The sequence below is a fragment of the Betaproteobacteria bacterium genome (assembly GCA_016720065.1).
In the GTDB taxonomy this organism is placed as follows: Bacteria; Pseudomonadota; Gammaproteobacteria; order Burkholderiales; family Rhodocyclaceae; genus SSSZ01.
On record JADJXY010000002.1, the window covers coordinates 2,215,089 to 2,239,550 of the forward strand.

Genomic DNA, 24,462 nt, shown 5'->3' on the forward strand with positions numbered 1-24,462 from the left:
CCGTCAATCAGAATTCACGACGCACCGTCACGGAAAAGATGTCGCGACGGTAATCGTTGAAGTGTACGTTGGACTGGTTGTCGGTCAGGGAAATCTGCGGTGTCACCGACAGCTCCTTGGTGACCAGATAGGTGGCGCCCAGGTTGAGGTTCAACTGGTCGTCGCTGCGCCGCTTGAGGAAGGAAGGATCCTCGCCGCCGTAGCGGCGGTGTTCGAAGGCCACGCTGCCGAACAGCGTGAACTTGGCATCCAGCCCCCACTGCCCCCCGGCCCGCAGCCCGTAGGCGTGGTGACCCAGGTGGTCCACATTGGATTTTTCCGGGCGCTCGTTGGCCCGGTAGGCGCTGAGGAAGGCGACCTGCCCCTCGCGGAAGGCGTGGGCCCAGGCGCCGCCCAGGACATAGCGATCGGCATTGCGCACCGACTGGGTGAGGTAATTCAGATTGGAATACTGGGCGAAGGCACTCAACTGGTTGCGCGAGTCGAGATTGTGCTGCCACAAGCCGGTGACACCGTTGGCCCGCCGAAAGTCTTCGTCATCGACGAAGAGGGTGGAACTTTGGGCGGTGATGGAATAGACGTTGCGCCCCTGGTTGAGCAGGACGCCCCCGTAGGCGTCGATGCTGGCCGTGTCGAGGTCGGTATGGTCGAAGTTCCAGCGATGGGAGCCTGAGAGCCCCCCCAGCAGGACGACGCCAGGCGACACGGGATGGCGGATGCTGATGCCTCCGCCCAGGGTACCGAACCAGTCACTGCGCGTGCGGCTGTCGGAATCGAGGGTGAAGGGCAGGCCGCCCAGAACCGGAACCGCCACCGTACTGCGACTGGGCGCGGCGTTGGCGTTGGAATCGTGTCCGATGATCCCTTCGATGTAGCCTTTGATCGAGGTGCGGCTCGCGTCGGCCATGCGGTCGATGGCGACGACCAGCTTGTCGATGGTGGCGGCGACTTCGGGCGGAACCCCTTGCTTCTTGGTGGTTTCGAATTCGGCCCTGGCTGCCTCGGTCTCGCCCACAAGCATGTAGGCGCGGGCGATTTCCGCCCGGGCGCGAACGTTGTTGGGCTCCACCGCCAGAACCCGCTCCAGGGCAAAGATCGCCCGGGTTCCCTGGCCTGCGTCCAGGGCGGAGATGCCGAGCAGCAGGTCATAGACCGGATCCCCCGCCCGCTCGCTCTCCAGGATGTCGAGCATGCGGTAGGCCTCGGCGCCCTTGCCCTGCTCGATGAGGCCCTTGGCCTGATCCGTCACCCCATCGGCCAGCACCGGGAGCGGCGCCGCAACCAGAGCGAGCCCGACGACGACGACAATTTTCTTCAACCCACGAACGACACGCACCGAATCTTCCCCCTGCCAGCCATAAGTGGCTGAATCTTATCACAACGGGGGCATATCCACTGCTGCCTGATGGGGGAAAAACCCTACCAGTTTGTTGTATTTCGGTTGATGGGAGGCGGCTCCACGGGCCGCACCGGCACCCGACTGCGGTCGTCCGCCCCCGGGCCACTGGGCAGTTGGGGCAGCAAATCGCCCTGGCCGACCTTGGGAGCCCCCCCGGGGCCGGGTTTGCTGTCCTTGTCGGCGACGGTGGTGGTTTCGCCCGGATTGACCAAGACGCAGCCCGCCGCATTACAGACTTCGACCTGACCGGAAATCGTGGTGAGGACCAGACCCCCAGCTCCCAGCTGGGCGGAATACTCGGTCCCACGGATGCCGATGGTGGCGACCGTGGTGCCTACCCGGTACTGCTCGCGGCGCCCCTTGCCGATCAAGCCGGTGATGGTGCGGAAGCCCCCCTTGAGCAGGGAGAAAAACCCCCGGTCTTCGGGACTTCCGCTCCCCCCCGCGAAGCGGAAGTCGTCCACCCGAAAGCGTGTGGCCGGTTGCAGGGACAGACTGGCGCCGTCCCGGAAGCGCAGTTGGGCGCGGCCGTCTTCCCCGGTTTCGATCGCTTCCCCGGCGAGCAGCTCGCCACCTCGGGAAGCCGGACGACGTTGGCCGTCCGCGGTGACGATGGTCGCCGCTCCTGCGGAAAAAACGATTCCTGCCGCAACCTCTGCAGCCCCCCCGGACCCGGCCACGCTCCAGGCCAGGCACAGAAGGAGCAGGCGCACCTCCCTCTTCATCGCACGCAATCCACGTGGTAGCGCCCGTCTTCCCCCTTGACCAGACCATGGATGTCGGTCTCGAAACCGGGGAAGGCGGCGTTGAATTCACGGGCAAACTTCAGGTAACTACAGATGGTGGCGTTGAAACGCTCACCCGGAATCAGCAGAGGAATACCCGGCGGGTAGGGCGTCAGCAGAACCGCCGTGACGCGGCCCTCCAGGGCATCCACCGGCACCCGTTCGATCTCCCGGTGGGCCATCTTGGCGAAGGCGTCGGCCGGGCGCATGGCGGGCACCATGTCCGAGAGGTACATCTCGGTGGTCAGACGGGCCACGTCGTTCTGCTTGTAGACGCCGTGAATCTGGGTGCACAGCTCTTTCAGGCCGACGCGCTCGTAGCGGGGGTTCTTCTGCACGAATTCCGGCAGCACCTTCCACAGGGGCTGGTTCTTGTCGTAGTCGTCCTTGAACTGCTGCAGGGCGGTGACCAGGGTGTTCCAGCGGCCCTTGGTGATGCCGATGGTGAACATGATGAAGAAGCTGTAGAGGCCGCACTTCTCGACGATGACCCCATGCTCGGCCAGGTATTTGGTGACGATGGCCGCCGGAATGCCGATGTCGTCGGCAAAGTCGCCATCCACGTCCAGCCCCGGGGTGATTATGGTGGCCTTGATGGGATCGAGCATATTGAAGCCTTCCGCCAACCGACCGAACCCGTGCCAGCGCTCGCCGGGCTTCAACATCCAGGCCTCCCGCTCCTCGATGCCTTCTTCGGAGAGGTCGTCCGGGCCCCAGACCCTGAACCACCAGTCGGTGCCCCACTCCTCATCGACCTTGCGCATGGCGCGGCGGAAGTCGAGGGCTTCGGCGATAGATTCCTCCACCAGAGCGGTGCCGCCGGGTTCTTCCATCATGGCCGCCGCCACATCGCAGGAAGCGATGATGGAATACTGCGGCGAGGTGGAGGTGTGCATCAGGTAGGCTTCGTTGAATACGTCGCGGTCGAGACGCTGGTTTTCGGCGTCCTGCACCAGGATTTGCGAAGCTTGCGACAGGCCGGCCAGGAGCTTGTGGGTCGACTGGGTGGCAAAGACCATGGATTCCCGACAGCGAGGCCGGTCGGCGCCGATGGCGTGATAGTCGCCGTAGAAGTCGTGGAAGGCGGCGTGGGGCAGCCAGGCCTCGTCGAAGTGCAGGGTGTCGATCTTGCCGTCCAGTTCTTCCTTGATGGCCTCGACGTTGTAGAGCACGCCATCGTAGGTGGACTGGGTGATGGTGAGCACCCGCGGCTTGGCATTCTTGTCGGTGGCGAAGGGGTTGGCGGCGATTTTCTTCTGGATGTTTTCCCAAGCGAACTCGGCCTTGGGGATGGGGCCGATGATGCCGTAGTTATTGCGGGTGGGCATGAGGAAGACCGGCACAGCGCCGGTCATCATGATGGAGTGCAGCACCGACTTGTGGCAGTTGCGGTCCACCACCACGATATCCCCCGGCGCCACGGTGGAGTGCCAGACGATCTTGTTGGAGGTCGACGTCCCGTTGGTGACGAAGTAGAGGTGGTCGGCGTTGAAGATGCGGGCGGCATTGCGCTCGGACGCGGCCACCGGACCGGTATGGTCGAGGAGCTGGCCGAGTTCTTCGACGGCGTTGCAGACGTCGGCCCGCAGCATGTTCTCGCCGAAGAATTGGTGGAACATCTGGCCCACCGGGCTCTTCAGGAAGGCAACGCCGCCGGAATGGCCCGGACAGTGCCAGGAGTAGGAGCCGTCGGCGGCGTAGTGGGTCAGCGCCCGGAAGAACGGCGGTGGCAGGGAATCCACATAGGCCCGAGCTTCGCGCACCACGTAGCGGGCAATGAACTCGGGCGTGTCCTCGAACATGTGGATGAAGCCGTGCAATTCACGCAGCACATCGTTGGGGATGTGGCGCGAGGTACGGGTCTCGCCGTGCAGGAAGATGGGGATGTCGCTGTTGCGGCAGCGGATTTCGGTGACGAAGGCGCGCAGTTCCGCGAGGGTTTCCTCGGGTTCGTTGGCCAGTTCCTCGTCGTCGATGGAGAGGATGAAGCAGGACGCCCGGCTCTGCTGCTGCGCGAAGGAGGTCAGATCGCCGTAGCTGGTGACGCCGAGGACTTCCATGCTCTCCTTCTCGATGGCTTCGGCCAGGGCGCGGATACCGAGGCCCGAGGCGTTTTCGGAGCGGAAGTCTTCGTCGATGATGATGACGGGAAAGTGGAAGCGCATGGTTGAGGCCGTGAAAGGTGAAAGGTGAAAAATGAAATGTGAAGGCCGAACGTGAAACGCGGGTTCCCACGTTTCACCTTTCACATCTCACCGTTCCTCAGATCTTGGGCAGGGTTACGCCTACCTGCCCCTGATACTTGCCGCCGCGGTCCTTGTAGGATGTCTCGCAGACCTCGTCGGACTCAAAGAAGAGCACCTGGGCACAGCCCTCGCCGGCGTAGATCTTGGCCGGCAGGGGGGTGGTGTTGGAAAACTCCAGAGTGACGTAGCCTTCCCACTCGGGCTCGAAGGGGGTGACATTCACGATGATGCCGCAGCGGGCGTAGGTCGACTTGCCCAGGCAGACGGTGAGCACGGAGCGGGGGATGCGGAAGTACTCGACGGTGCGGGCCAGGGCGAAGGAATTGGGGGGGATGATGCAGTGATCGCCCTCGATTTCGACGAAGGATTTGGGATCGAAGGCCTTGGGATCGACGATGGTCGAATTGATATTGGTGAATACCCGGAATTCCCGGGCACAGCGGATATCGTAGCCGTAGCTGGAAGTGCCGTAGGAAACGATCTTGTGACCATTGACCTCGCGCACCAGATCGGGCGAAAAGGGCTCGATCATCCCCTGCTCCCGGGCCATGCGCCGTATCCATTTATCTGATTTTATGGCCATTTTTCCCTGCTCCCGAGCACCCAAAAACAAAGGCGGGATTGTACCCGCCTTTGTCCAGGAAAATGGCGAAAAATCAGGGCTTGCTCAGGTGTTCTGCACCACGATGTTGGGGAATTTGCTGGTCATGTCCTTGGCCTTCTCGGCGACCTTGATGGCGATGCGCCGGGCGATGCTGCGGTAAATCTCGGCGGCCTTGGAATCCGGGGCGCCGACCACCGTCGGCTTGCCACCGTCGGACATTTCTCGGATGGCCATTTCGAGGGGCAGGCTGCCCAGGAATTCCACATCGTAGTCCTTGCACATCCGCTCGCCGCCGCCCTGGCCGAAGATGTGCTCGGCGTGACCGCAGTTCGAACAGATATGGATGCTCATGTTCTCGACGATGCCGAGGATGGGGATGTTCACTTTCTCGAACATCTTGAGGCCCTTTCTCGCGTCGATGAGGGCGATGTCCTGGGGCGTGGTGACGATGACGGCGCCGGTCACCGGCACCTTCTGGGCCAGGGAGAGCTGGGTGTCGCCGGTACCCGGGGGCATGTCGACGATGAGGTAATCCACGTCGCGCCAATTGGTCTGGCCGAGAAGCTGGTCTAGGGCCTGGGTGACCATGGGGCCGCGCCACACCATGGGGGTTTCGGCGTCGATCATGAAGCCGATGGACTGGGCCTGCAGGCCGTAGGCCTCCAGGGGCTCCATGCTGGCGCCGTCGCGGGATTCCGGCTGGCGGCCGACCAGGCCCAGCATCTGGGGTTGCGAGGGGCCGTAGATATCGGCGTCGAGAATGCCGACGGTGGCGCCGTCCTGGGCCAGGGCCAGGGCGAGATTCACGGCGGTGGTGCTCTTGCCGACGCCGCCCTTGCCGGAAGCCACGGCGATGATGTTCTTGACCCCCGGCAGCAGCTTGACGCCCTGCTGCACCGAATGGGCGACGATCTTGACCGAGACGTTGGCGGAAACGTTGCCGACGCCGGGCAGGGCACGCACGGCGGCGATCACCTGCTTCCTGATGCCATCGATCTGGGTTTTCGCCGGGTAACCCAGCTCGATATCGAAAGAGACATCTTCGCCGTCCACTTGGACGTTCTTGACGGCCTTGCCGGCCACGTAGCTCTTGCCGGTATTGGGGTCGATGGTCTGGCCCAGGGCGGCGCGGACGGTTTCGACAGTGACGCTCATCTATTTTCTCCCGAAGATACTTGACTAATTTAGTAAGGATAACACGAGCGGGGCTCCCTGTTGCATTTGCTAGAATGCCCCCTTTTCCCGCCGGCTCCGCGCCAATCCGCCATGTCCCGCCAGATCCTCGTCACCTCCGCCCTGCCCTACGCCAACGGCGCCATTCACCTTGGTCATCTGGTGGAATACATCCAGACCGACATCTGGGTGCGCTTCCAAAAAATGTGCGGCAACGCCTGCTGGTACGTCTGCGCCGACGACACCCATGGCACCCCCATCATGCTGCGGGCCGAAAAGGAAGGCATCACGCCGGAAGCCCTCATCGCCCGCGTCCATGGCGAGCATTCCCGCGATTTCGCCGGTTTCCACGTGGGGTTCGACAACTACTACAGCACCCACTCCGACGAAACCCGTTTCTACGCCAACGACATCTATACCCGACTCAAGGCGGCCGGGCTGATCGAAACCCGCACCATCGAGCAGTATTACGACCCGGTCAAGCAGATGTTCCTGCCCGACCGCTTCATCAAGGGCGAATGCCCCAAGTGCGGCGCCAAGGACCAGTACGGCGACAATTGCGAGTCCTGCGGCGCCGCCTACGCGCCCACCGAACTGAAGAATCCCTACTCGGCGGTTTCCGGTGCCAAGCCGGAACTGCGCAATTCCGAGCATTACTTCTTCAAGCTCTCCGACCCGCGCTGCGAGGCCTTTCTGCGCGCCTACACCAGTCGGGACAGCGGCGTATTGCAGCCCGAAGCCGCCAACAAGATGCAGGAATGGCTGGGCGAGCCGGGCGAGAACAAGCTCACCGATTGGGACATCTCCCGCGACGCCCCCTACTTCGGTTTCGAGATCCCTGACGCGCCAGGCAAGTACTTCTACGTCTGGCTCGACGCCCCCATCGGCTACATGGGTTCCTTCAAGAACCTGTGCGACAGGAAGGGCCTCGATTTCGACGAATTTTTCAAGGCCGACTCCAAGGCCGAGCTCTATCACTTCATCGGCAAGGATATCCTCTACTTCCACGCCCTGTTCTGGCCCGCGGAACTGGCCCATGCCGGCTACCGCACGCCGACCAGGATCTTCGCCCACGGCTTCCTCACCGTGGACGGCGCCAAGATGTCCAAGAGCCGCGGCACCTTCATCACCGCCGAAAGCTACCTGAACACCGGTCTCAACGCCGAATGGCTGCGCTACTACTACGCCGCCAAGCTCTCGGCCACCATGGAGGACATCGACCTCAACCTGGAAGATTTTGTCGCCCGGGTGAATTCGGACCTCATCGGCAAGTACGTCAACATCGCCAGCCGCGCCGCCGGCTTTATCGCCAAGCGCTTCAACGGCCGCTTGGCCCCGGCGGAAGCCGGCCTGCCCGCCATCCGCGCCATCCAGGAAGCCGCGCCGCGGGTCACTGAACTGTATGAGGCCCGGGAATTCGGCAAGGCCATGCGCGAAGTCATGGCCCTGGCCGACGCCGCCAACCAGTACGTGGACAGCGTCAAGCCCTGGGAACTGGCCAAGCAGGAAGGCAAGGAGACCGAACTGCACGCCGCCTGCACCAACGCCCTCAATCTCTTCCGCCTGCTGACGGTGCTGTTGAAGCCCGTCCTGCCGGCGGTGGCCGCCAAGGTGGAAGCCTTCCTCAACGTCGCCCCGCTGACCTGGAGCGACGCCGGTACCCTGCTCGCCGGCGGCCACGGCATCGATGCCTACGAGCATCTGATGACCCGCGTCGATGCCAAGCAGATCGAAAAGCTGGTCGAGGCCAACAAGGAAAGCCTGGCCCCTGCGCCGGAGCAGCAATCGCAGCAACGTCACGCCGAACACCAGGAGAAGGTCGCAACGAAGGCCCTCACCCCCGCCCCCTTCGACGGGCTCAGGGCAGGCTCCTCTCCTGCCAGCGGGCGAGGGGAGGCAAGTGACGCGGCCCAGGCTGCCTTCATCGGGCTGGACGATTTCATGAAGGTGGACCTGCGCATCGCCAGGATCGTCGAAGCCAGCCACGTGGAAGGCGCCGACAAGCTCATCCGCCTGCAGCTCGACATCGGCGAGGAGAAACCGCGGCAGGTCTTCGCCGGCATCAAGGCGGCCTACGATCCGGCGGCGCTCGTCGGCCGTCTCACCGTCATGGTCGCCAACCTGGCCCCGCGCAAGATGAAATTCGGCATGAGCGAAGGCATGGTGCTGGCCGCCTCCGACCCCGAGGGCAGGACCGGCGGCCTTTACATTCTCTCCCCCGACACCGGCGCCCAGCCGGGCATGCGGGTGAAGTAAGCCCTCACAGAGCATGCACCGGAATTACGCCATCATGCCTGCTGCCCTCTCCCCCGCCCCCTTCGACGGGCTCAGGGCAGGCTCCTCTCCCGCAACGCGGGCGAGGGGAGGTTACAGAGACGCGGCGCGTCTTTTACCTCGATAGTGGCCCTCAGCCGTCGCCACTTCCTGGCCGCCTCGGCGGCCTTCGGCGCCTCCCTGACGGCCCGGGCCGATCTGTTGCCCGCTTCCACTGGCCGCCGCGTGGTCATCGTCGGTGGCGGCTGGGGGGGCCTCGCCGCGGCCCGTACCCTGCGGGAACAGGCGCCCGACCTGGAGGTCGTGGTGGTCGAGAAGGAAGTGGCCTTCTGGTCCAACCCCCTGTCCAACCTCTGGCTGGTGGGACTCAACGACGGCACGCAACTGACCCGTGACCTCGGCGCCGCCGCCAGAACCTTCGGCTACCGGCTCATCACCGCCGAAGTGACGGCCATCGACCGGGAGCGCCGGCGAGTCGTCACCGCGGCGGGTGCACTGGCCTACGACTGGCTCATTCTCGCCGTCGGCATCCGGCACGACTACGGCGCCTGGTTCGGCGACGACCGCGCCGCCGCCGAGTACTGCCGCAAGCACTTCCCCGCCGCCTTCACCGGCCCTGGCGAGGCCCTGGCGCTCAAGCGCAGGATCGCCGCCTTCACTGGCGGCGACTGGCTGCTCACCGTGCCCCCCATGCCCTACCGCTGCCCCCCCGCCCCCTACGAGCGGGCCGGTCTCCTCGCCTGGTCCCTGGAAAAGCGCGGTCTCCCCGGCCACATCCACGTCCTCGACCCCAACCCGGCAGCCCTCGGTTTCGACCGTATTTTCAAGAGTGCCTACCGGGAGCGCATCAACTATCTGCCCCAGGCCCGCATCGTCAGCCTCGACCCGTTCAAGAAGGTCGTCACCACGGATTTCGACACCATTGCCTTCGCCGAGGCCATCCTGCTGCCACCCCAGCAGGCGGGCGATCTCGTGTGGCAGGCAGACCTCATGGCTCGCGATGCCGCCGGAAAGGCCACCGGCTGGGCGGCCATGGATCCCATCCAGCTCCACGCCCCCGGCGACGAGCGGGTCTATCTGGTCGGCGACATCGTGGACAAGGCCTCGCTCCTCTTCGGCCACTACCCCAAGACCGGCCACATGGCGGCCCGGCTGGGGCGCATTGCCGCCCAGGCCATCGCCGCCCGCAGCCAGGGCCGGGAGCCGGAAAAGCGCCTGCCCGAAAGCACCTGCTACGTGGCGGCCCGCGCCGAACCACGGGAACTGATGCGCGTCGACACCCACTACCGCCTGCGCGGCGACGGCGTCATCCAGCAGACGGTCAAGCAGTCCTACGACGCCCAGCCGGAAGGGGAAGATGAAGCCTGGCAGCGGGCCCAGGTCGGGGAACTCTTCGGCACGCCTGCGCTCTAGAAGTCCGCCCCGTTTACGCCAGCACGAGGCCCGACCCGCTCAGCTTTCAAATCCACAAGGGAGACAACATGTCCAGCAAAGCCATCCTCCTCGCCGCCGGCGGCGGTTTCGACCAGGTCAGCGTCGGCAGCCGCGCAGCCGCTCCACCCCGGGTCGGCGATATCACCGTGCGCCTCCACGCCAGCTCCCTCAACTATCACGATTACGTGGTCGTCAAGGGTGTGTGGGGCCCCGGCGAAACGCGCATTCCCATGGCCGACGGGGCGGGCGAGGTGATTGCCATCGGCGAAGGTGTGACGGAATTCAACCTAGGCGACCGGGTGGTCAGCACCTTCTTTCCCACCTGGCACGACGGCCCCCCGCAAGTCGAGGGCTTTGCCACCGTTCCCGGCGACGGCGTCGACGGCTACGCCCGTGAAGTCATCACCCGCCCCGCCACAGCCTTCACCCGCGCCCCCTGCGGCTACAGCCACGCCGAGGCGGCCACGCTGACTACCGCCGGCCTCACCGCCTGGCGGGCGCTGTTTTCCGACGATCACCTCAAACCCGGCGACACCGTTCTCGTCCAGGGCACCGGCGGCGTCTCCATCTTCGCCCTGCAATTCGCCAAAGCGGCGGGCGCCCGGGTCATCGCCACCTCGTCCAGCGATGACAAGCTTGCCCGCCTCGAAGCCCTCGGCGCCGACCACCTCATCAATTACAAGAAGGACGCCGCCTGGGGCGAAACCGCCCGCAGACTTACCGGCGGCCGGGGCGTGGACCATGTGGTCGAGGTCGGTGGGCCCGCCACCCTGGACCAATCCATGGTCGCCACCCGTATCGGCGGCCATGTTTCGGTGATCGGCATCCTCTCGGGCCTGGAAGGCAAGCTCGCCTTCGTCACCGCCCTGGTGCGGCAACTCCGCCTGCAAGGGGTGCTGGTCGGCAGCCGGCGTCACCAGATGGACATGATCAATGCCATCGACGCCACCGGTCTGCGTCCCGTCATCGACCGCAGTTTCCCCCTGGAAGGCATCGTCGACGCCTTCCGCTACCAGGAAAGCAACCAGCACTTCGGCAAGATCTGCCTGGAGTGGTGATCCCCGGGCGTCGGGCGGCGGTGAATGAAATTTTCACAGGCTCTCAGTGCCGCGCCCAGCGTTTCGTGGAACCGTCCGGCAGGATGAGAAAGGTTTCGTAAAGTTCATGCTGCACCCGTCTCTCCCCCGTGGTCGGGTCGAGCATGGTGCAGGCCGTCTCGCAGGTGGGGTTGCTGAACTCCCGTCCCGGCGCCCCCCGTGGCAGCCCGGGGACGGCAATTCCTCGGGCCTTGGGCTTTTCCCGCAGCAATTCGTGAATGTCTTCCGCAGGCACATGGCCTTCGACGAAATAGCCGGCCACGGTGGCGGTATGCACCGACTCCATGTCCTGGGGCACCTTCAGACGGCGTTTCACCGCGGCCATGTCGGCACTTTCCTTGTAGACCACCTTGAAGCCGTTGTCGGCCAGATGGGCCCCCCATTCGATGCACGCGAGACACGGCGAAGGCATGTGAATCTCGACCACCGGCGGGGTGGAACCCGCCCAGACCAAGCAGGGCGCAAGCAGCAGCACTATCAGGGAAAGTCTGGACATCGCGGAAGGTCGTCCTGGGCGAGAATGGAGATCATCCCATTATAGCCGCCACCCCATGCTCAGCCTGAACCGCCCACCCCGCCCCCGACTTACCCTGCGTATCCTGGCCTATGCCCTGGCCGATGTCTTCGGCCTGGTCTGCATCGCCCTGGGCGCCACCTGGTTCGTGGGGAAAAAAGGCCTGTTCATCGCCGGCTTTCCGGGCTCCCTTGTTGAAGCCGTGGCCTGCACCGCAGGCGGAGTGGCCGTCATGATTTGGGCGGTCGCCCGCATCCTGGGCGAAATTGGCAAGCAGGGACCAGAACTGCAGGCGCGTTACGCCGAATACATTGCCCGCAATCACCCGGGTGCCAAGCTGCCGCCGCAGGGCGATTAGGCCCCGTCCTCCCCCCGCGCCCCACCCGCCTGCAACCACTCCGGCAGTTCTCTCCCGCCGGCGTTGTCGATGACGTACTGGCGGATGAGGCGGCGGACGACCTGGGAGGGCGTCAGATCCTGGGCCGCGCAGATTTCCTCGAAGAGCCGTTTCTTTACGGGATCGATCAGGAGGGTCAGGCGGGCTGTTCGATTCTCCACCATAGGCTGTTTCCTGCATGGTCACCGCAGAGGCAGCGCCCGCCGCGGCGTTGTTATCATTTTATTAACATTGACACATAATACACGGCAAATGTAATGTGCGCTTGAGCGGCGCGTCAACGGTGGCGCCCGTCCCTCCTCGACCCCCATGAAAATCGCCTTCCGCCCGAAGTTGCTGGATTGCCTCCCCACCTACAATCGGGGACAGTTCGGGCGGGACATGGCCGCCGGCCTGACCGTCGGGGTGCTGGCCCTGCCGCTGGCCATGGCCTTCGCCATCGCCTCCGGCTGTTCCCCTACCGCGGGTATCTGGACGGCCATCGTCGCCGGCTTCATCACGGCCGCCCTGGGCGGCTCCCGGGTGCAGATCGGCGGCCCAACCGGCGCCTTCATTCCCATCGTCTATGGCATCGTCGCCGCTCACGGCTTCGCCAACCTCATGGGCGCCACCGTGCTTGCCGGCATCTTTCTCCTGGCGATGGGCCTGGCCCGACTGGGACAATTGATCCGCTTCATTCCGGTCACCGTGGTGATCGGCTTCACCAACGGTATCGCGGTGGTCATCTTCCTCGCCCAGATCAAGGATTTTTTCGGGCTGAAGATCGACAACCTGCCGGCGGAGTTCTTCCTGCGCCTCAAGACGCTTGCCGCCCACGCGCATACCGTGGACCCGATTACCCTGGGCCTGGCCCTGGCGTCCTTCGTCTTCCTGCTTTTCTACAATCGACTGGCCCAGCGCATTGCCGTGTTGCGCCGGGCGCCGGGGCCCCTGGCGGTCCTCGTCGCCGGCACGGTGGCGGCCTTCGTCCTCGATCTGCCGGTGGAAACCATCGGCAGCCGCTTCAATGGCATTCCCCAGACACTTCCCGACATCGGCCTGCCCGCGCTCTCGATTCACGATTTCGGCAAGCTCATTTCCCCTGCCCTGGCCATCGCACTGCTGGGGGCCATCGAGTCCCTGCTCTCCGCCCGGGTAGCCGACGGCCAGATCGACGACCGCCACGACCCCAACCAGGAGCTGGTCGCCCAGGGTCTGGCCAATATCGCCGCGCCCTTCTTCGGCGGCTTCGCCGCCACCGGCGCCATCGCCCGCACCACCACCAACGTGCGCAGCGGCGGCCGTACCCCGGTGGCCGGCATGGTCCATGCCGGCGTGCTGCTCGCCGTCGTTCTCGTGGCCGCACCGCTGGCGGCCTATGTACCCCTGGCCACGCTGTCGGCCATCGTCATGGTGGTGGCCATCAACATGGGCGAGTGGCACGAGTTCCGCGAACTGCGTCGCTACTCCCTGGCTTACCGCACCATCCTGCTCGCCACCTTCACCCTCACCGTGGTCTTCGACCTGACCATCGCCGTCGAATTCGGCATGGTGCTGGCCTGCCTCTTTTTCATCTACCGCATGTCGGATCTCACCACCGTCGAGCACCGCCCCCTGCGCGAGGCGGCCACCGAGGCCCGCTTCCTCTACCCCGATGGCACTCTGCGGGTAGCCACCTGGCAGATTTTCGGCTCCCTCTTCTTTGGCGCCGTGCACAAGCTGGAGGCCCTCCTCGACCCGGCAGCCGGGCACCCGGAGGTGGTCATCCTGGACATGAGCCGCCTGATCCAGCTCGACACCACGGGGCTCGAAGGACTGGAAAGCCTGCGCGAGCAACTCGCCAAGCGCCGCTGCCACCTGTTGCTGTGCGGCCTCAATTCACAGCCCGGTTCTCTCGTCTATCGCTCCGGCTTCGTGGACCACCTGGGGGACGACAACGTCTGTCCCGACCTGGCCCACGCCCTGCGGCGGGCGAACATGCTTCTCCCCGACCTCATGGGAGGCGATGAATTGTGAAGCCGCCGGTGTCACGCCACTTGACCATCACGGGTACCGTCCAGGGGGTCGGTTACCGCTGGTCGATGATCGCAGAAGCGACCCGCCTGGGCCTTGACGGCTGGGTGCGCAACCGGCGGGACGGCAGCGTCGAAGCCCTGGCCCACGGAGACGAGGGCGCCCTTGCGCAGTTGGCCGACTGGGCTCGCGGGGGACCGGCCGGAGCCGTCGTCGACGCCGTGGCGATCTGGGAGAGCCAGGAGAGTCCGCCTCAGGGTTTTCACCAGCATTCCACGGTTTGACAGCGGCAAAGACCTTTCGCTACAGTCGTCCCCTCCCCAGCCCGGCGCGCCCCTTTGCGCGTCCCTCGTTCACTCCCCATTCGCAGGAGATTCCCATGGCCGTTCTCGTCGGCAAGCAAGCCCCGGACTTCACCGCCACCGCTGTCTATGGCAATAACGAAATCAAGGAACTCAAGCTCTCCAGCTACCGCGGCAAGCCCGTGGTGCTGTTCTTCTACCCGCTGGATTTCACCTTCGTCTGCCCCTCCGAGCTGATCGCCTTCGATCATCGCCTTGAGGAATTCAAGCAGCGTGGCGTGGAAGTCATCGGCGTTTCCATCGACTCCCAATTCACCCACCTGGCCTGGAAGAATACCGCCGTCAAGGAAGGCGGCATCGGGCAGGTCGGCTACCCCCTGGTCGCCGACGTCAAGCACGACATCTGCCGCGCCTACGACGTGGAACTGGAAGCCGCCGGCGTCGCCCTGCGCGGCTCCTTCCTCATCGACAAGAACGGCGTGGTCATGCACCAGGTGGTCAATATGCTGCCCCTGGGCCGCAACATCGACGAAATGCTGCGCATGGTCGACGCCCTTCAGTTCTTCGAGGAACACGGCGAGGTCTGCCCGGCGGGCTGGAACAAGGGCAAACCGGGCATGACCGCCAGCCCGGAAGGCGTCGCTGCCTATCTGGCCAAGAACGCCAAGAAGCTCTGATCGCTGCGGCTGCCTTCTCATGGCCCGCCAGGTGCAGCGTCAGCTTGCCGCATCGGCCATGCGTCCCGGCCTCGCATCGGCTCGAAAACCCCGCCCCGGCGGGGTTTTTTCATACCCCCGCGAAAGCGCTGTGGTAATTTTGCCATTTATGTACAATCCGGGAACATTGAGGTTTTCGACGGATCATGGCTGACGATCGCTACCTGACCACCCGGCAAGTCGCCGCCCGACTGGGCGTATCCCTGGGCACCGTGCAGCAGATGGTGGAGTCCGGCGCGCTCGAAGCCTGGAAAACCGCGGGTGGCCACCGCCGCATCCTGGCCAACTCGGTGGAGTCCTATATCGCCCGCACTCACCCGGCGACCCGGGCCGACAATGCGGAACGCCCCCTGGACATCCTGATCGCCGAGGACGACCCCCTGCAGCGCAAGCTGTACGAAACGACCCTGGCTTCCTGGCAGTTCCCCCTCCGCGTGCGCCTGGTGGACAACGGCTTCGACGGCTTGGTGGAGGTGGGCCGTGCCGTCCCCGATATCCTCATCGCCGATCTGGTCATGCCGGCCATGGACGGCTTCGAAATGGTCCGCCGCCTGCGCGAGCGTTCCGAGCTCGCCACCATGGACATCCTCGTGGTGAGTTCGCTTTCCGACGCCGAAATCGAGGCCGCCGGGGGTCTTCCGCCCGCGGTCAATGTGTACCAGAAACCCGTTCCCTTCCACGAGCTCAAGGGCTACACCCAGGCGCGTCTGACCACGCGACGCAGGAGCTGAACATGCCTTTGGATGGATTTCCTTCAAGTCACGGCGATCCGGGCCGTAATCGGGAAGAAATCCGCTGGCGAGGGCTTTTCCGGTAACGTATCATTCGCAGAACAGTCCTGCGCATACACAAGAACGACAGGGTGAGGAGATAAACATGGGGCTATTTGGCGGCAACGCTTCCCTCGACAAGATCGACCGCGACATCGCGGCCATTGCTGACGGCAACGCGGATCTTTCCTGCTCCATCGGCAGCAGCGACAGCGGTACTGCCGGGCGCATATCGGCCAACCTCAATCGCTTCTTTTCCAAGGTCCGCGGACTCATCGTCCACGCCCGGGAAAAGAGCGTCAGCATCGCCGCCGACGCCGCCCGAATGAACCATCTGGTGCAATTGACCGGCAGCGCAGTCAAAAAGCAGGAAGATCTGGCCGAAGCCGTCTTCGCCTCCAGCAACCGGGTCAATCAGGCCGTTTCCGAAGTCGCTCTCAACGCCGACGCCATCGAGTCCTCGACGCATAACAACCTGGATCTTGCCCAGCGCTCCCTGGACCAGATGCATACCGTGGCCGACACCATGCAGTCGGCCAACGCCCACATCGAGCACTTCGCCACCACGGTGGGCGAGCTGCACACCAGCTCGATGAAGATCAACGAGATCGTTTCCCTCATCAACGACATTTCCGACCAGACCAACCTGCTGGCACTCAACGCGGCCATCGAGGCAGCCCGGGCGGGCGAGGCGGGGCGCGGCTTCGCGGTGGTTGCGGACGAAGTGCGCAAGCTGGCCGAAAAGGTCAAGACGGCAACCCAGGTCATCGGCCAGAACACCCAGTCCATGATCAACCTGGTCGTGGACACCTCGGAAAAAACCCGCGCCATCGTCGGCGACGTCACCCAGGCCAATAGTTACATCGAAACCTCCGCCCGCGACCTGGGCGCCATGGTCGAGGACTTCAAGCAGACCACCGACCAGTTGGGCACCATCGCCGGCGCCATCCGCAACCTGCGGGAAAGCAACCAGTCGATCCACAGCGAAGTCGAGGAAATCCGCAATCTGGCCCTGGACATTTCCGGCAAGGTGCGCCAGTGCGAGGATTCCTCCAAGACTCTGCGGGGTTCCACCGAAGACCTGCAGGGCACTCTGGCGGATTTCCGCACCGGCAACAGCATGTTCGACAAGCTGCACGATGCCAGCGCCGCCTTCCGCGACAAGGTGGCAGCAGTGCTGCAGCGCCTCGCCGACCGGGGGGTGAATGTTTTCGACCAGGCGTACAAGGACATTCCCGCTTCCAACCCCAAGCGCTTCACCACAGCCTACGACAGCCAGTGCGATTCCGAGCTGACCCGCATCTACGACGACCTGTTGCGCGACATGCCCGGGCTGATCTATTCCCTCGCGGTGGATAGCAAGGGCTACGCCCCGGCCCACAACAGCATTTTCTCCAATGCGCCGACCGGCGACCCGGTGGTCGACACCGCCAAGTGTCGCCACAAGCGCATGTTCAACGACCCCGTCGGCATCAAGCTGGCCACCAACCAGAAACCCTCTCTCTTCCAGACGTACGTCCGCGACACGGGCGAAATCCTCAACGACCTCTCCATGCCCATCACCATCGGCGGTCGCCACTGGGGCGCGGTACGCATCGGTTTCAAGACCGACATGGTGAAGTAGGTCCGGGGCGTGCGCAGGGCAAGCGGTGGGCAAGGGCCTGCCGTGATTCGGGGCTGACATGGCCGCAGCGGGTTTTCGTGACGTGCTCGCCTACTGGTTCGGCCAGCCCGACGATGCGGACTTCGGCAAACCCCGGGCGGTCTGGTTCAACAAGGACGCCGCGGCCGATGCCGAAATCCGGGGCCGTTTCCGCGCCCTCCACCTGTGGGCCCACGGGGGCCTCCTCAACGCCTGGGACGAACAGGCCGAATCCGCCCTCGCCCTGATCCTGGTCCTCGACCAGTTTTCCCGCCAGATCTACCGCGACCAGCCCAAGGCCTTCGCCAGCGACGGCAAGGCTTTGGCCCTGGCCGAGAAAGCCCTGGCGGCGTGCTTCGACCGGGCATTGCCCCCCCTGCAAAGGGCCTTCTTCTACTTTCCCTTCGAGCATGCCGAGTCGTCTGTCGCCCAGGCGCGGGCCGTGGCGCTCTTCGAAGCCCTGGCCGCGGAAGCGCCGGAACTGGCGAGCTTCGCCGACTATGCGCGGCGCCACCGGGAGGTCATCGCCCGCTTCGGCCGCTTTCCCCACCGCAATACCCTTCTCGGGCGAGCGAATACGCCCGAGGAAGCGGAATATCTGGCCCAACCGGGCAGCGGATTCTGACGCCCTCCATTCGGGAGGAGCGCGCATTTGGGCTACGGGTACACGACTTCCACGTTTTCCGGCGCCAGCCACTCGTGGAGGGATGCGATCAAGGCATCGTCCAGGCGCACCCGGGCAGAATCCCCCAGGAGCAATTCGCACTCGGCGCTGGCATTGCGGTAGCGCACCCGCACGGGAGCCGGGCCGGGCCCGAAAGGCGCCAGCAGGGCCTTCAGGCGGCGGGCATCGGCGCCGCCGTTCATGCGGATAAGCAGGTGCTTGGCAAAGCGGGCACGGGCTTCCCCCAGGGTCATCAGCTTGTCCGCCACCACCCGGTTGGCGCCGGAAAAATCGTCGTAGCTGACCTTGCCCTCGACCACCAGCACTTCGTCGGTGACGATCTTGCTGCGCTCGGCCTCGAACAGTTCGTTGAAGACCGACACTTCGACCATGGTCGTGCCGTCGTCCAACTGGACGAAGAGCATCTTGCCCCGGCGGGTCATCTGGGTGCGCACGCCGACCACGATACCGGCGATGGCCGTCATCTCCTTGGACGGTTCGATCTGAGCAAGGCTGCGCCGGGCGAAGCGGGCCAGTTCCCGGCGATGGGCGTCGTAGGGGTGGCCCGAGAAGAAGAAGCCCAGGGCCTGCTTCTCCTGCATGAGGCGCTCCTTTTCCTCCCAGGGCTTGACCTCGACGTACCGGGGCGCGTGCTCCTCGGCGGCCGGGCCGATGTCGAAGAGGCTGACTTGCATGGCGTTCTTCTCCGCCTGTTCGGCGAAGTCCATGGCAATGCCCACCGAGGCCATCAGCTTGTGGCGATTGTCATCCAGCGCGTCGAAGGCGCCAGCGCGAATCAGCGCTTCGATGGTGCGGCGATTGACCAGGCGCTTGTCCACACGCTTGCAAAAATCGAACAGATCCTTGAACGGTCCATCCTTCTCCCGGGCGGAAAGGATGCACTCCACCGCCTGCTGGCCAGTGCCCTTCACCGCCCCCAGGCCGTAGCGGATGGTCTTGCGATCCACCGGCTCGAAACGGTAGGCGGAGGCATTGACGTCCGGACCCCGCACAGCGATCTTGTTGGCGACGGTGTCCTCGTAGAAGATTTTCACCGTGTCAGTGTTGTCCATGTCCGAAGACAGGGTCGCCGCCATGAAGGCCGCGCAGTGATGGGCCTTGAGCCAGGCGGTGTGATAGGTGACGACGGCGTAGGCGGCGGTGTGAGACTTGTTGAAGCCGTACTCCGCGAATTTGGTCATCAGGTCGAAGAGCTGCTCGGCCAGGGCCGGGTCGTAGCCTTTCTCCCTGGCGCCGGCAGCGATGGTCTCCCGGTGCTTGGCCATCTCCTCGGGCTTCTTCTTGCCCATGGCGCGGCGCAGCATGTCGGCGCCGCCCAGGGTGTAGCCGCCGATGATCTGGGAGATCTGCATCACCTGTTCCTGGTACACGATCACGCCGTAGGTGGGCGACAGGCAGGCGGTGAGGTCCGGGTGGAAGTAGTCGATCTTCTGCTGGCCCTTCTTGCGCAGGATGAAGTCATCCACCATGCCCGATCCCAGGGGGCCGGGACGGTAGAGGGCGAGCACGGCGATGATGTCTTCGAAGCGGTCAGGGGCGAGCTTCTTCAGGAGCTTCTTCATGCCGTCCGATTCCACCTGGAAGATCGCCGTGGTGTTGGCGTCCTTGAGGATCTGGTAGGCGGCCGGATCGCCGAAGCCCAGGCTCATGAGGTCGAGTTTCTCGCCGGTCATGCGGCGGATGTACTCGACGGCCAGCTCGATGATGGTCAGGTTTCTGAGGCCGAGGAAGTCGAACTTCACCAGGCCGGCTTTCTCCACGTCGTCCTTGTCGAACTGGGAGACGGGTGAGGCGTCGGCGCCGGTAGCCTGGTAGATGGGACAGAAATCGGTGATGCGGCCCGGAGCGATGAGCACGCCGCCGGCGTGCATGCCGACGTTGCGGGTGAGATCTTCCAGGCGGGCGGCCAGGCCGAAGAGTTCGCGGATCGATTCGCCGTCGCGATCGTCGGCCATCATCTCCTTCAGGGCCGGCTCCTGCTCCAGGGCATCGGCCAGGGAAACCGGCTTGTTCTGCACCACCGGGATGAGCTTGGACAGGCGGTCGCACAGCGAATAGGGCAGGTCCAGCACGCGGCCCACGTCGCGGATGACTGCCTTGGAGGACATGGTGCCGAAGGTGGCGATCTGGGACACCGCCTCGGCACCGTAGCGCTCACGCACGTACTCGATCACCCGCCAGCGGTTGTCCTGGCAGAAGTCCACGTCGAAGTCGGGCATGGACACCCGCTCCGGGTTCAGAAAGCGCTCGAAGAGCAGGGCGTAGGCGAGGGGATCCAGGTCGGTGATACGCAGGCTGTAGGCCACCAGCGAACCCGCTCCGGAGCCCCGTCCCGGCCCCACCGGAACGCCGTTCTGCTTGGCCCAGTTGATGAAGTCCGCCACGATCAGGAAGTAGCCCGGGAAGCCCATCTGGATGATGGTGTCGCACTCGAACACCAGACGGGCGTCGTACTCCGGCCGGCGGCGCTCGCGCTCGGCGGCATCGGGGTAGAGCTCGACCAGGCGCCTTTCCAGCCCGTCCTGTGCCTCCCGCACCAGGAAATCCGCCAGGCTCATGCCTTCCGGGGTGGGAAAGTCCGGCAGGAAATTCTTGCCCAGGGTCAGTTCGACGGAACAGCGGCGGGCGATCTCGACCGCATTGGCCAAGGCTTCGGGCAGGTCGGCGAATAGCTCGGCCATCTCCGCCTGGGTCTTGAAATACTGCTCCTCGGTGTAGGGCCGCGGACGGCGGGTGTCGCCCAGGACATAGCCCTCGGCGATACAGACCCGGGCCTCGTGGGCGCGAAAATCGTCCCGCTCGAGAAACTGCACCGGATGAGTCGCCACCAGGGGCAGGCCCAGGTCGGCGGCCAGGTCCGCCGTGGCCTGGACGAAACTCTCCTGCTGGGGCTGGCCGTAGCGCTGCACCTCCAGATAGAAGGCCCCGGGAAAAAGCGCCTCCCAGGCCAGGGCCCGCTCCCGCGCCAGATCGGCATTGCCGTTGGCCAAAGCCTCGGCCACATCCCCCGCCGGCCCGCCGGAAAGCGCGATGAGGCCGTCGCACCCCGTCTCCCGCAGCCAGGGACGGCGAATTTCTGCACGATCGCGCCGGCCGTCGGCCAGGAAGGACCGCGTGAGCAGGCGGCACAACTGGAGGTAGCCCGCCCGATTGCGCACCAGGAGAAGAAGCCGTGTGGCGCCTTCGGGATTCTCCGCATCGGTGATCCACACGTCGGCGCCGGCCACCGGCTTGACTCCCCGCCCCCGGGCCGCCGCATAGAACTTCACCAGGCCGAAGAGATTGCCCAGATCGGTGAGCGCCAGGGCCGGCATGCCGTCCGCCGCCGCGCGCTTGACGGCATCCCCGAGACGCACGATGCCGTCGGTGATGGAATATTCGGAGTGCAGGCGGAGGTGGACGAAGCGTGGGGGATTCATGGGGGGCGATTTTACCGCGGACGCGGACGCAGCCGCTCCCCGACTTCAGCAGCAGGAAACGCTAACGGGATATAATCGCGCCGGCCGCTGCGGCGGTGCAAGTCACAACAAGACCAAAACTTCGCCTCGATGAAGGGGCATCCCAGGGAGTTCTCCATGCAGCGCCTTGCCTTCGCCCTTTGTCTTGCAGCGTCCACCGCCGCCCTTGCCGAAGACCCCGGTGTCCACGCGCGCATGCTCGACGAAGTGCTGCGCGTCGAATGCGCCGTCACCTTCAAGGGCAAGGCCTTCCAGGCCGGTCACGGCACCGGTTTTCTGGTGGGCAATTCGGAATACGTGCTGACCAACAGCCACGTCATCAACACCTGCCACCCGGACAACAAGATCGAAGTCCTCAAGACCGCACTGTACGAGAACTACATCGAGCCCCTCACCAAGGTGGACGTGAGCGACTGGAAAGCCCTGCTGAACGGCCTGCCCAAGGATCTGCAACAGTCCATGGTGCACGATCTCGAGCAGGATCAGGGCAAGGCGCAGAAGTTCGTCCAGGACACCAAGTGGCGGGTGGGCTACATCAAGCGTTTTCTCGACACGCATGCCCAGGAAACAGCCAGCGCCAATTTCCCCTACGTGACCCAGGCCCTGGCAGTGGTGCACCCCAGCAAGACCGGCGGAGCGCCGATCCGCACACCAGTGGCCCAGATCACCTGGTCGGCCTGGAACGACGACAAGAAAAAGAGCGCTGCCGGCCTCGACCTCGCGGTACTCAAACTGCCCCGCCCCCTGGCCGACAAGCCCAGCGTGACGGTCTTCGCCACCGGCGGTGCCCTGAGCGTATCGGAGGAGGTCTATACCGTGGGATACCCGGGCGGAAGCGATCTGATCGAGTCCGCCAAGTACATTCCGACCATGAAGCGCGGCATCGTCAGCAAGCTTGGGGGGGAGCGGGAAGTGGCCGGGGAAGCCGCAAAGAGCGGTATCAAGGGCATGCCGGTCATCGAAACCGACGCCGCCATCAACCCCGGCAACTCCGGCGGCCCCCTCTACAACCGGCGGGGCGAAGTGATCGGCATCAACACCTTCGTCCCGGGCAAGGATCGGGCCATGCAGCAGGGCATCGGCTGGGCCCTGGACATCAGCGTCGCCGTGCCGGTGATGAAGGATCTCGGCATCGCGCTGCCCCGCATCCGCGAAGCGCCCCCGGGCTGGGTCGAGAGCAACCCGGGCCTGATGTGGGCCATCATCGGCGGGGGAGCGGCCATGCTTCTGGGCGGCGTCGGCTTCGGCGTCGCGCTGCGCCGGCGTGCCGCCCGGCCGGCGGGAACCCCCGCCCCGGCGACCACGCCACGGACCCCGCCCCCCATGCCCCCCGCCGCGGCGCCGGCGGCGGTCCCCATCGACGCCACCGTGGTGGCCCGCTCCGGCATTGGTGGCCTGCCCATTCTCTTTCGCAGCGGCCCCCTGAGCGGGCAGCGCATCGAAGTGCCCCCCGGGGGCAGCTACCTCGGCCGCGACGGCTCCAAGTCCAATCTGGTGGTCGTTGCCGACAAGATTTCCGGCCGCCACCTGTGGATCGGCCAGCGCAACGGGGTCTGGGTGGTTTCGGATCCCGGCTCGACCAACGGCACCTTCGTGAATGACGTCGCCCGCGGACGCGTCACCGAGCAGCCCGTGCGGCGCGGCGACGTGGTGATCCTCTCCCCGGACGCCGTGGTGAGTTTCGAGATCCTGTAATTACCCAAGGATCACAGAGAGGTCGTCAGCTGCACGAACCACTCCGGCGCGATGCTCAGAATCCAGGCCTCGAAGCGCTTGTCCAGGCCAGACAGGATGAGCAGCCCCAGGAGCAGCATGACACCGCCCAGGAGCCGCTTGCCCGCCTTGCCGGCGGCGAGCAGGCGACCGCGCATCCTGCCCAGGGCCTGCCGTGAGGCCACCCCCAGAATCACCAGGGGCAGGGCGGCGCCGATGCCGAAGACGGCCATCAGCGCGGTGACTTGTAGCAGGTCGCGCCCCTGGCTCGCCAGGGTGATGGCGGCACCGAGGGTCGGTCCCACACAGGGGCTCCAGACCACGCCGAGCAGGAGCCCCAGGACGAACTGCCCCGGGAGCCCATCCAGGGTGATGCGGGCGAGCAGGCTTTGACCGGCGCCGGACAGACCCGAAGTCGCCGCCGCGAAGCGCTCCTGCAGACGCCCCGAGAGCAACACCAGACCAAAGCCGAGAAGCAGGATCGCCGCCACGTTGCGCAAAGCGCCCTGGTCGATGCCGACGGCAACCCCCAGGCTGGCGACCAGAACCCCCACCACGGTGAAGGACAGGGCGAGCCCCCCGGCCAGGGCGAAGGGCCCCAGGCGGTGCGCAGCAACGGCCGTCGCCAGGAGGATGGGCACCAGGGGAAGCACACAGGGCGACAGGGTGGACAGCCCCCCTGCCGCGAGGGCGAGGGCAAAGGTGGCCGGACCGAAATCCATGGCCGGACGCCCGCCTAGAGCGCCTGCTTGAGGAAGGCCGCCACCTGATCCTTGCGGGTCTCGCCGGTGAGGCGACCGATTTCCTTGCCGCCGCGGTAGAGGACGAGGGTGCTCTGCATGGTGGCCTTGTGGGCGCGCAGGGCGTTCTTCTGCTTGTCGTAATCGACCCGCAGTACGGTCAGCGCCTTCATCTCCGGGGTGGGCAGCAGTTCATCGAGCACTTTGTCCTGGGCCTTGCAGATGGGGCACCAATCCGCGTGGATGAAGACCAGGACGGGCTTGCCTTCCTTCTGGAGGGTGTCGAAGCGGGCCTGGTCGTAGGCGACACCGGCGGCGAAAGCCTGCCCGGCCACGAGGGCAAGGCCGAGAAAGAAGAGTCTGAACAGTTTGAGCATGGCAACCTCCGGAGAGCAGCGGAACGGCCCGGGAAGGGTGCCACCGCTGGATGGACAGGACGCACGGACCGCCGGACCGAAAAGCCGGGACCGCTCCTGCAGAGTAGTCGGAGCAGGGCAGAAAAACTTACGGGGCGGCAACAG

21 protein-coding genes are annotated in these 24,462 nt (G+C 65.1%); 11 read left to right on the forward strand and 10 right to left on the reverse strand.

Annotation, left to right across the window (positions count from 1 at the left end; translation table 11 throughout):
* Nucleotides 1–7: 7 nt before the first annotated feature.
* From IPM73_13510 to apbC, 5 genes are all read right to left on the reverse strand, one after another.
* The gene (locus IPM73_13510; protein MBK8919015.1) at nt 8–1,336 is read right to left on the reverse strand and encodes a DUF560 domain-containing protein; all 1,329 of its coding nucleotides are present in this window, start codon (nt 1,334–1,336) and stop codon (nt 8–10) included.
* An 83-nt stretch (nt 1,337–1,419) separates the two neighbouring features.
* Nucleotides 1,420–2,124, reverse strand: coding sequence for a FecR domain-containing protein (locus IPM73_13515; GenBank protein MBK8919016.1), 705 nt, complete (start codon nt 2,122–2,124; stop codon nt 1,420–1,422).
* On the reverse strand, nt 2,121–4,349 hold the full coding sequence (locus tag IPM73_13520) for an arginine/lysine/ornithine decarboxylase (GenBank protein ID MBK8919017.1): 2,229 nt from the start codon (nt 4,347–4,349) through the stop codon (nt 2,121–2,123). Before IPM73_13520 ends, IPM73_13515 begins: the two co-directional genes overlap by 4 nt.
* A 97-nt stretch (nt 4,350–4,446) precedes the next feature.
* Nucleotides 4,447–5,013, reverse strand: a complete 567-nt coding sequence (locus IPM73_13525) for a dCTP deaminase (GenBank protein ID MBK8919018.1) — start codon at nt 5,011–5,013, stop codon at nt 4,447–4,449.
* A gap of 84 nt (nt 5,014–5,097) precedes the next feature.
* Nucleotides 5,098–6,189 carry an iron-sulfur cluster carrier protein ApbC gene (gene apbC / locus IPM73_13530; protein ID MBK8919019.1) on the reverse strand — a complete coding sequence of 364 codons (1,092 nt, stop codon included), beginning with the start codon at nt 6,187–6,189 and terminating at the stop codon, nt 5,098–5,100.
* A 111-nt stretch (nt 6,190–6,300) separates the two neighbouring features.
* Between apbC and metG the strand changes: the two genes are divergently transcribed.
* The 3 genes from metG to IPM73_13545 all read left to right on the forward strand — a co-directional run bounded on the left by metG (nt 6,301) and on the right by IPM73_13545 (nt 10,973).
* Complete coding sequence (metG, locus tag IPM73_13535; GenBank protein MBK8919020.1) at nt 6,301–8,463, forward strand: methionine--tRNA ligase; 2,163 nt, start codon at nt 6,301–6,303, stop codon at nt 8,461–8,463.
* Nucleotides 8,464–8,607: 144 nt separating this feature from the next.
* Nucleotides 8,608–9,894, forward strand: a complete 1,287-nt coding sequence (locus IPM73_13540) for an NAD(P)/FAD-dependent oxidoreductase (GenBank protein ID MBK8919021.1) — start codon at nt 8,608–8,610, stop codon at nt 9,892–9,894.
* A 68-nt stretch (nt 9,895–9,962) separates the two neighbouring features.
* Complete coding sequence (locus IPM73_13545; GenBank protein ID MBK8919022.1) at nt 9,963–10,973, forward strand: NAD(P)-dependent alcohol dehydrogenase; 1,011 nt, start codon at nt 9,963–9,965, stop codon at nt 10,971–10,973.
* A 43-nt stretch (nt 10,974–11,016) separates the two neighbouring features.
* On the opposite strand, the gene IPM73_13550 is transcribed toward IPM73_13545, so the two are convergent.
* Entirely contained in the window at nt 11,017–11,508 is a 492-nt protein-coding gene (locus IPM73_13550; protein MBK8919023.1) for a metal-binding protein, read from the reverse strand.
* Nucleotides 11,509–11,563: 55 nt separating this feature from the next.
* On the opposite strand from IPM73_13550, the gene IPM73_13555 reads away from it, so the two are divergent.
* A complete protein-coding gene (locus IPM73_13555) occupies nt 11,564–11,884 on the forward strand; it encodes a hypothetical protein (GenBank protein MBK8919024.1) in 321 nt (106 codons plus the stop codon).
* Here the strand turns inward: IPM73_13555 and IPM73_13560 are convergent.
* A complete protein-coding gene (locus tag IPM73_13560; protein ID MBK8919025.1) occupies nt 11,881–12,084 on the reverse strand; it encodes a CopG family transcriptional regulator in 204 nt (67 codons plus the stop codon). The genes IPM73_13555 and IPM73_13560 overlap by 4 nt on opposite strands.
* Before the next feature lie 148 nt (nt 12,085–12,232).
* Here IPM73_13560 and IPM73_13565 point away from each other — a divergent pair, with 148 nt between their 5' ends.
* The 6 genes from IPM73_13565 to IPM73_13590 all read left to right on the forward strand — a co-directional run bounded on the left by IPM73_13565 (nt 12,233) and on the right by IPM73_13590 (nt 17,970).
* A complete protein-coding gene (locus IPM73_13565; protein MBK8919026.1) occupies nt 12,233–13,918 on the forward strand; it encodes an STAS domain-containing protein in 1,686 nt (561 codons plus the stop codon).
* Nucleotides 13,912–14,199 carry an acylphosphatase gene (locus IPM73_13570; protein MBK8919027.1) on the forward strand — a complete coding sequence of 96 codons (288 nt, stop codon included), beginning with the start codon at nt 13,912–13,914 and terminating at the stop codon, nt 14,197–14,199. The genes IPM73_13565 and IPM73_13570 overlap by 7 nt, the downstream gene beginning before the upstream one ends.
* A 95-nt stretch (nt 14,200–14,294) precedes the next feature.
* A complete protein-coding gene (locus IPM73_13575; GenBank protein MBK8919028.1) occupies nt 14,295–14,894 on the forward strand; it encodes a peroxiredoxin in 600 nt (199 codons plus the stop codon).
* A 185-nt stretch (nt 14,895–15,079) separates the two neighbouring features.
* Nucleotides 15,080–15,664, forward strand: coding sequence for a response regulator (locus IPM73_13580; GenBank protein MBK8919029.1), 585 nt, complete (start codon nt 15,080–15,082; stop codon nt 15,662–15,664).
* A gap of 145 nt (nt 15,665–15,809) precedes the next feature.
* Nucleotides 15,810–17,327, forward strand: a complete 1,518-nt coding sequence (locus IPM73_13585) for a methyl-accepting chemotaxis protein (GenBank protein ID MBK8919030.1) — start codon at nt 15,810–15,812, stop codon at nt 17,325–17,327.
* 58 nt (nt 17,328–17,385) lie between these two features.
* Nucleotides 17,386–17,970, forward strand: a complete 585-nt coding sequence (locus IPM73_13590) for a DUF924 domain-containing protein (GenBank protein ID MBK8919031.1) — start codon at nt 17,386–17,388, stop codon at nt 17,968–17,970.
* Nucleotides 17,971–18,002: 32 nt separating this feature from the next.
* Here the strand turns inward: IPM73_13590 and dnaE are convergent, their stop codons facing one another.
* Nucleotides 18,003–21,449, reverse strand: coding sequence for a DNA polymerase III subunit alpha (gene dnaE / locus IPM73_13595; GenBank protein MBK8919032.1), 3,447 nt, complete (start codon nt 21,447–21,449; stop codon nt 18,003–18,005).
* Nucleotides 21,450–21,605: 156 nt separating this feature from the next.
* On the opposite strand from dnaE, the gene IPM73_13600 reads away from it, so the two are divergent.
* Nucleotides 21,606–23,183, forward strand: coding sequence for a trypsin-like peptidase domain-containing protein (locus IPM73_13600; protein ID MBK8919033.1), 1,578 nt, complete (start codon nt 21,606–21,608; stop codon nt 23,181–23,183).
* Nucleotides 23,184–23,194: 11 nt separating this feature from the next.
* Here IPM73_13600 and IPM73_13605 read toward each other — a convergent pair whose 3' ends face one another.
* Both IPM73_13605 and IPM73_13610 read right to left on the reverse strand, forming a co-directional pair.
* Nucleotides 23,195–23,923, reverse strand: coding sequence for a cytochrome c biogenesis protein CcdA (locus IPM73_13605; GenBank protein MBK8919034.1), 729 nt, complete (start codon nt 23,921–23,923; stop codon nt 23,195–23,197).
* Nucleotides 23,924–23,937: 14 nt separating this feature from the next.
* The gene (locus IPM73_13610) at nt 23,938–24,318 is read right to left on the reverse strand and encodes a thioredoxin family protein (protein MBK8919035.1); all 381 of its coding nucleotides are present in this window, start codon (nt 24,316–24,318) and stop codon (nt 23,938–23,940) included.
* Between the last annotated feature and the right edge of the window lie 144 nt (nt 24,319–24,462).

Excerpts from the sequence above, each read along its gene's own strand:
- IPM73_13515 (MBK8919016.1), bottom strand. The coding sequence starts at position 2,124 with ATGAAGAGGGAGGTGCGCCTGCTCCTTCTGTGCCTGGCCTGGAGCGTG.
- IPM73_13520 (MBK8919017.1), bottom strand. The coding sequence starts at position 4,349 with ATGCGCTTCCACTTTCCCGTCATCATCATCGACGAAGACTTCCGCTCC.
- IPM73_13525 (MBK8919018.1), bottom strand. The coding sequence starts at position 5,013 with ATGGCCATAAAATCAGATAAATGGATACGGCGCATGGCCCGGGAGCAG.
- apbC (MBK8919019.1), bottom strand. The coding sequence starts at position 6,189 with ATGAGCGTCACTGTCGAAACCGTCCGCGCCGCCCTGGGCCAGACCATC.
- metG (MBK8919020.1), top strand. The coding sequence starts at position 6,301 with ATGTCCCGCCAGATCCTCGTCACCTCCGCCCTGCCCTACGCCAACGGC.
- IPM73_13545 (MBK8919022.1), top strand. The coding sequence starts at position 9,963 with ATGTCCAGCAAAGCCATCCTCCTCGCCGCCGGCGGCGGTTTCGACCAG.
- IPM73_13550 (MBK8919023.1), bottom strand. The coding sequence starts at position 11,508 with ATGTCCAGACTTTCCCTGATAGTGCTGCTGCTTGCGCCCTGCTTGGTC.
- IPM73_13555 (MBK8919024.1), top strand. The coding sequence starts at position 11,564 with ATGCTCAGCCTGAACCGCCCACCCCGCCCCCGACTTACCCTGCGTATC.
- IPM73_13565 (MBK8919026.1), top strand. The coding sequence starts at position 12,233 with ATGAAAATCGCCTTCCGCCCGAAGTTGCTGGATTGCCTCCCCACCTAC.
- IPM73_13575 (MBK8919028.1), top strand. The coding sequence starts at position 14,295 with ATGGCCGTTCTCGTCGGCAAGCAAGCCCCGGACTTCACCGCCACCGCT.
- IPM73_13580 (MBK8919029.1), top strand. The coding sequence starts at position 15,080 with ATGGCTGACGATCGCTACCTGACCACCCGGCAAGTCGCCGCCCGACTG.
- IPM73_13585 (MBK8919030.1), top strand. The coding sequence starts at position 15,810 with ATGGGGCTATTTGGCGGCAACGCTTCCCTCGACAAGATCGACCGCGAC.
- IPM73_13590 (MBK8919031.1), top strand. The coding sequence starts at position 17,386 with ATGGCCGCAGCGGGTTTTCGTGACGTGCTCGCCTACTGGTTCGGCCAG.
- dnaE (MBK8919032.1), bottom strand. The coding sequence starts at position 21,449 with ATGAATCCCCCACGCTTCGTCCACCTCCGCCTGCACTCCGAATATTCC.
- IPM73_13600 (MBK8919033.1), top strand. The coding sequence starts at position 21,606 with ATGCAGCGCCTTGCCTTCGCCCTTTGTCTTGCAGCGTCCACCGCCGCC.
- IPM73_13605 (MBK8919034.1), bottom strand. The coding sequence starts at position 23,923 with ATGGATTTCGGTCCGGCCACCTTTGCCCTCGCCCTCGCGGCAGGGGGG.
- IPM73_13610 (MBK8919035.1), bottom strand. The coding sequence starts at position 24,318 with ATGCTCAAACTGTTCAGACTCTTCTTTCTCGGCCTTGCCCTCGTGGCC.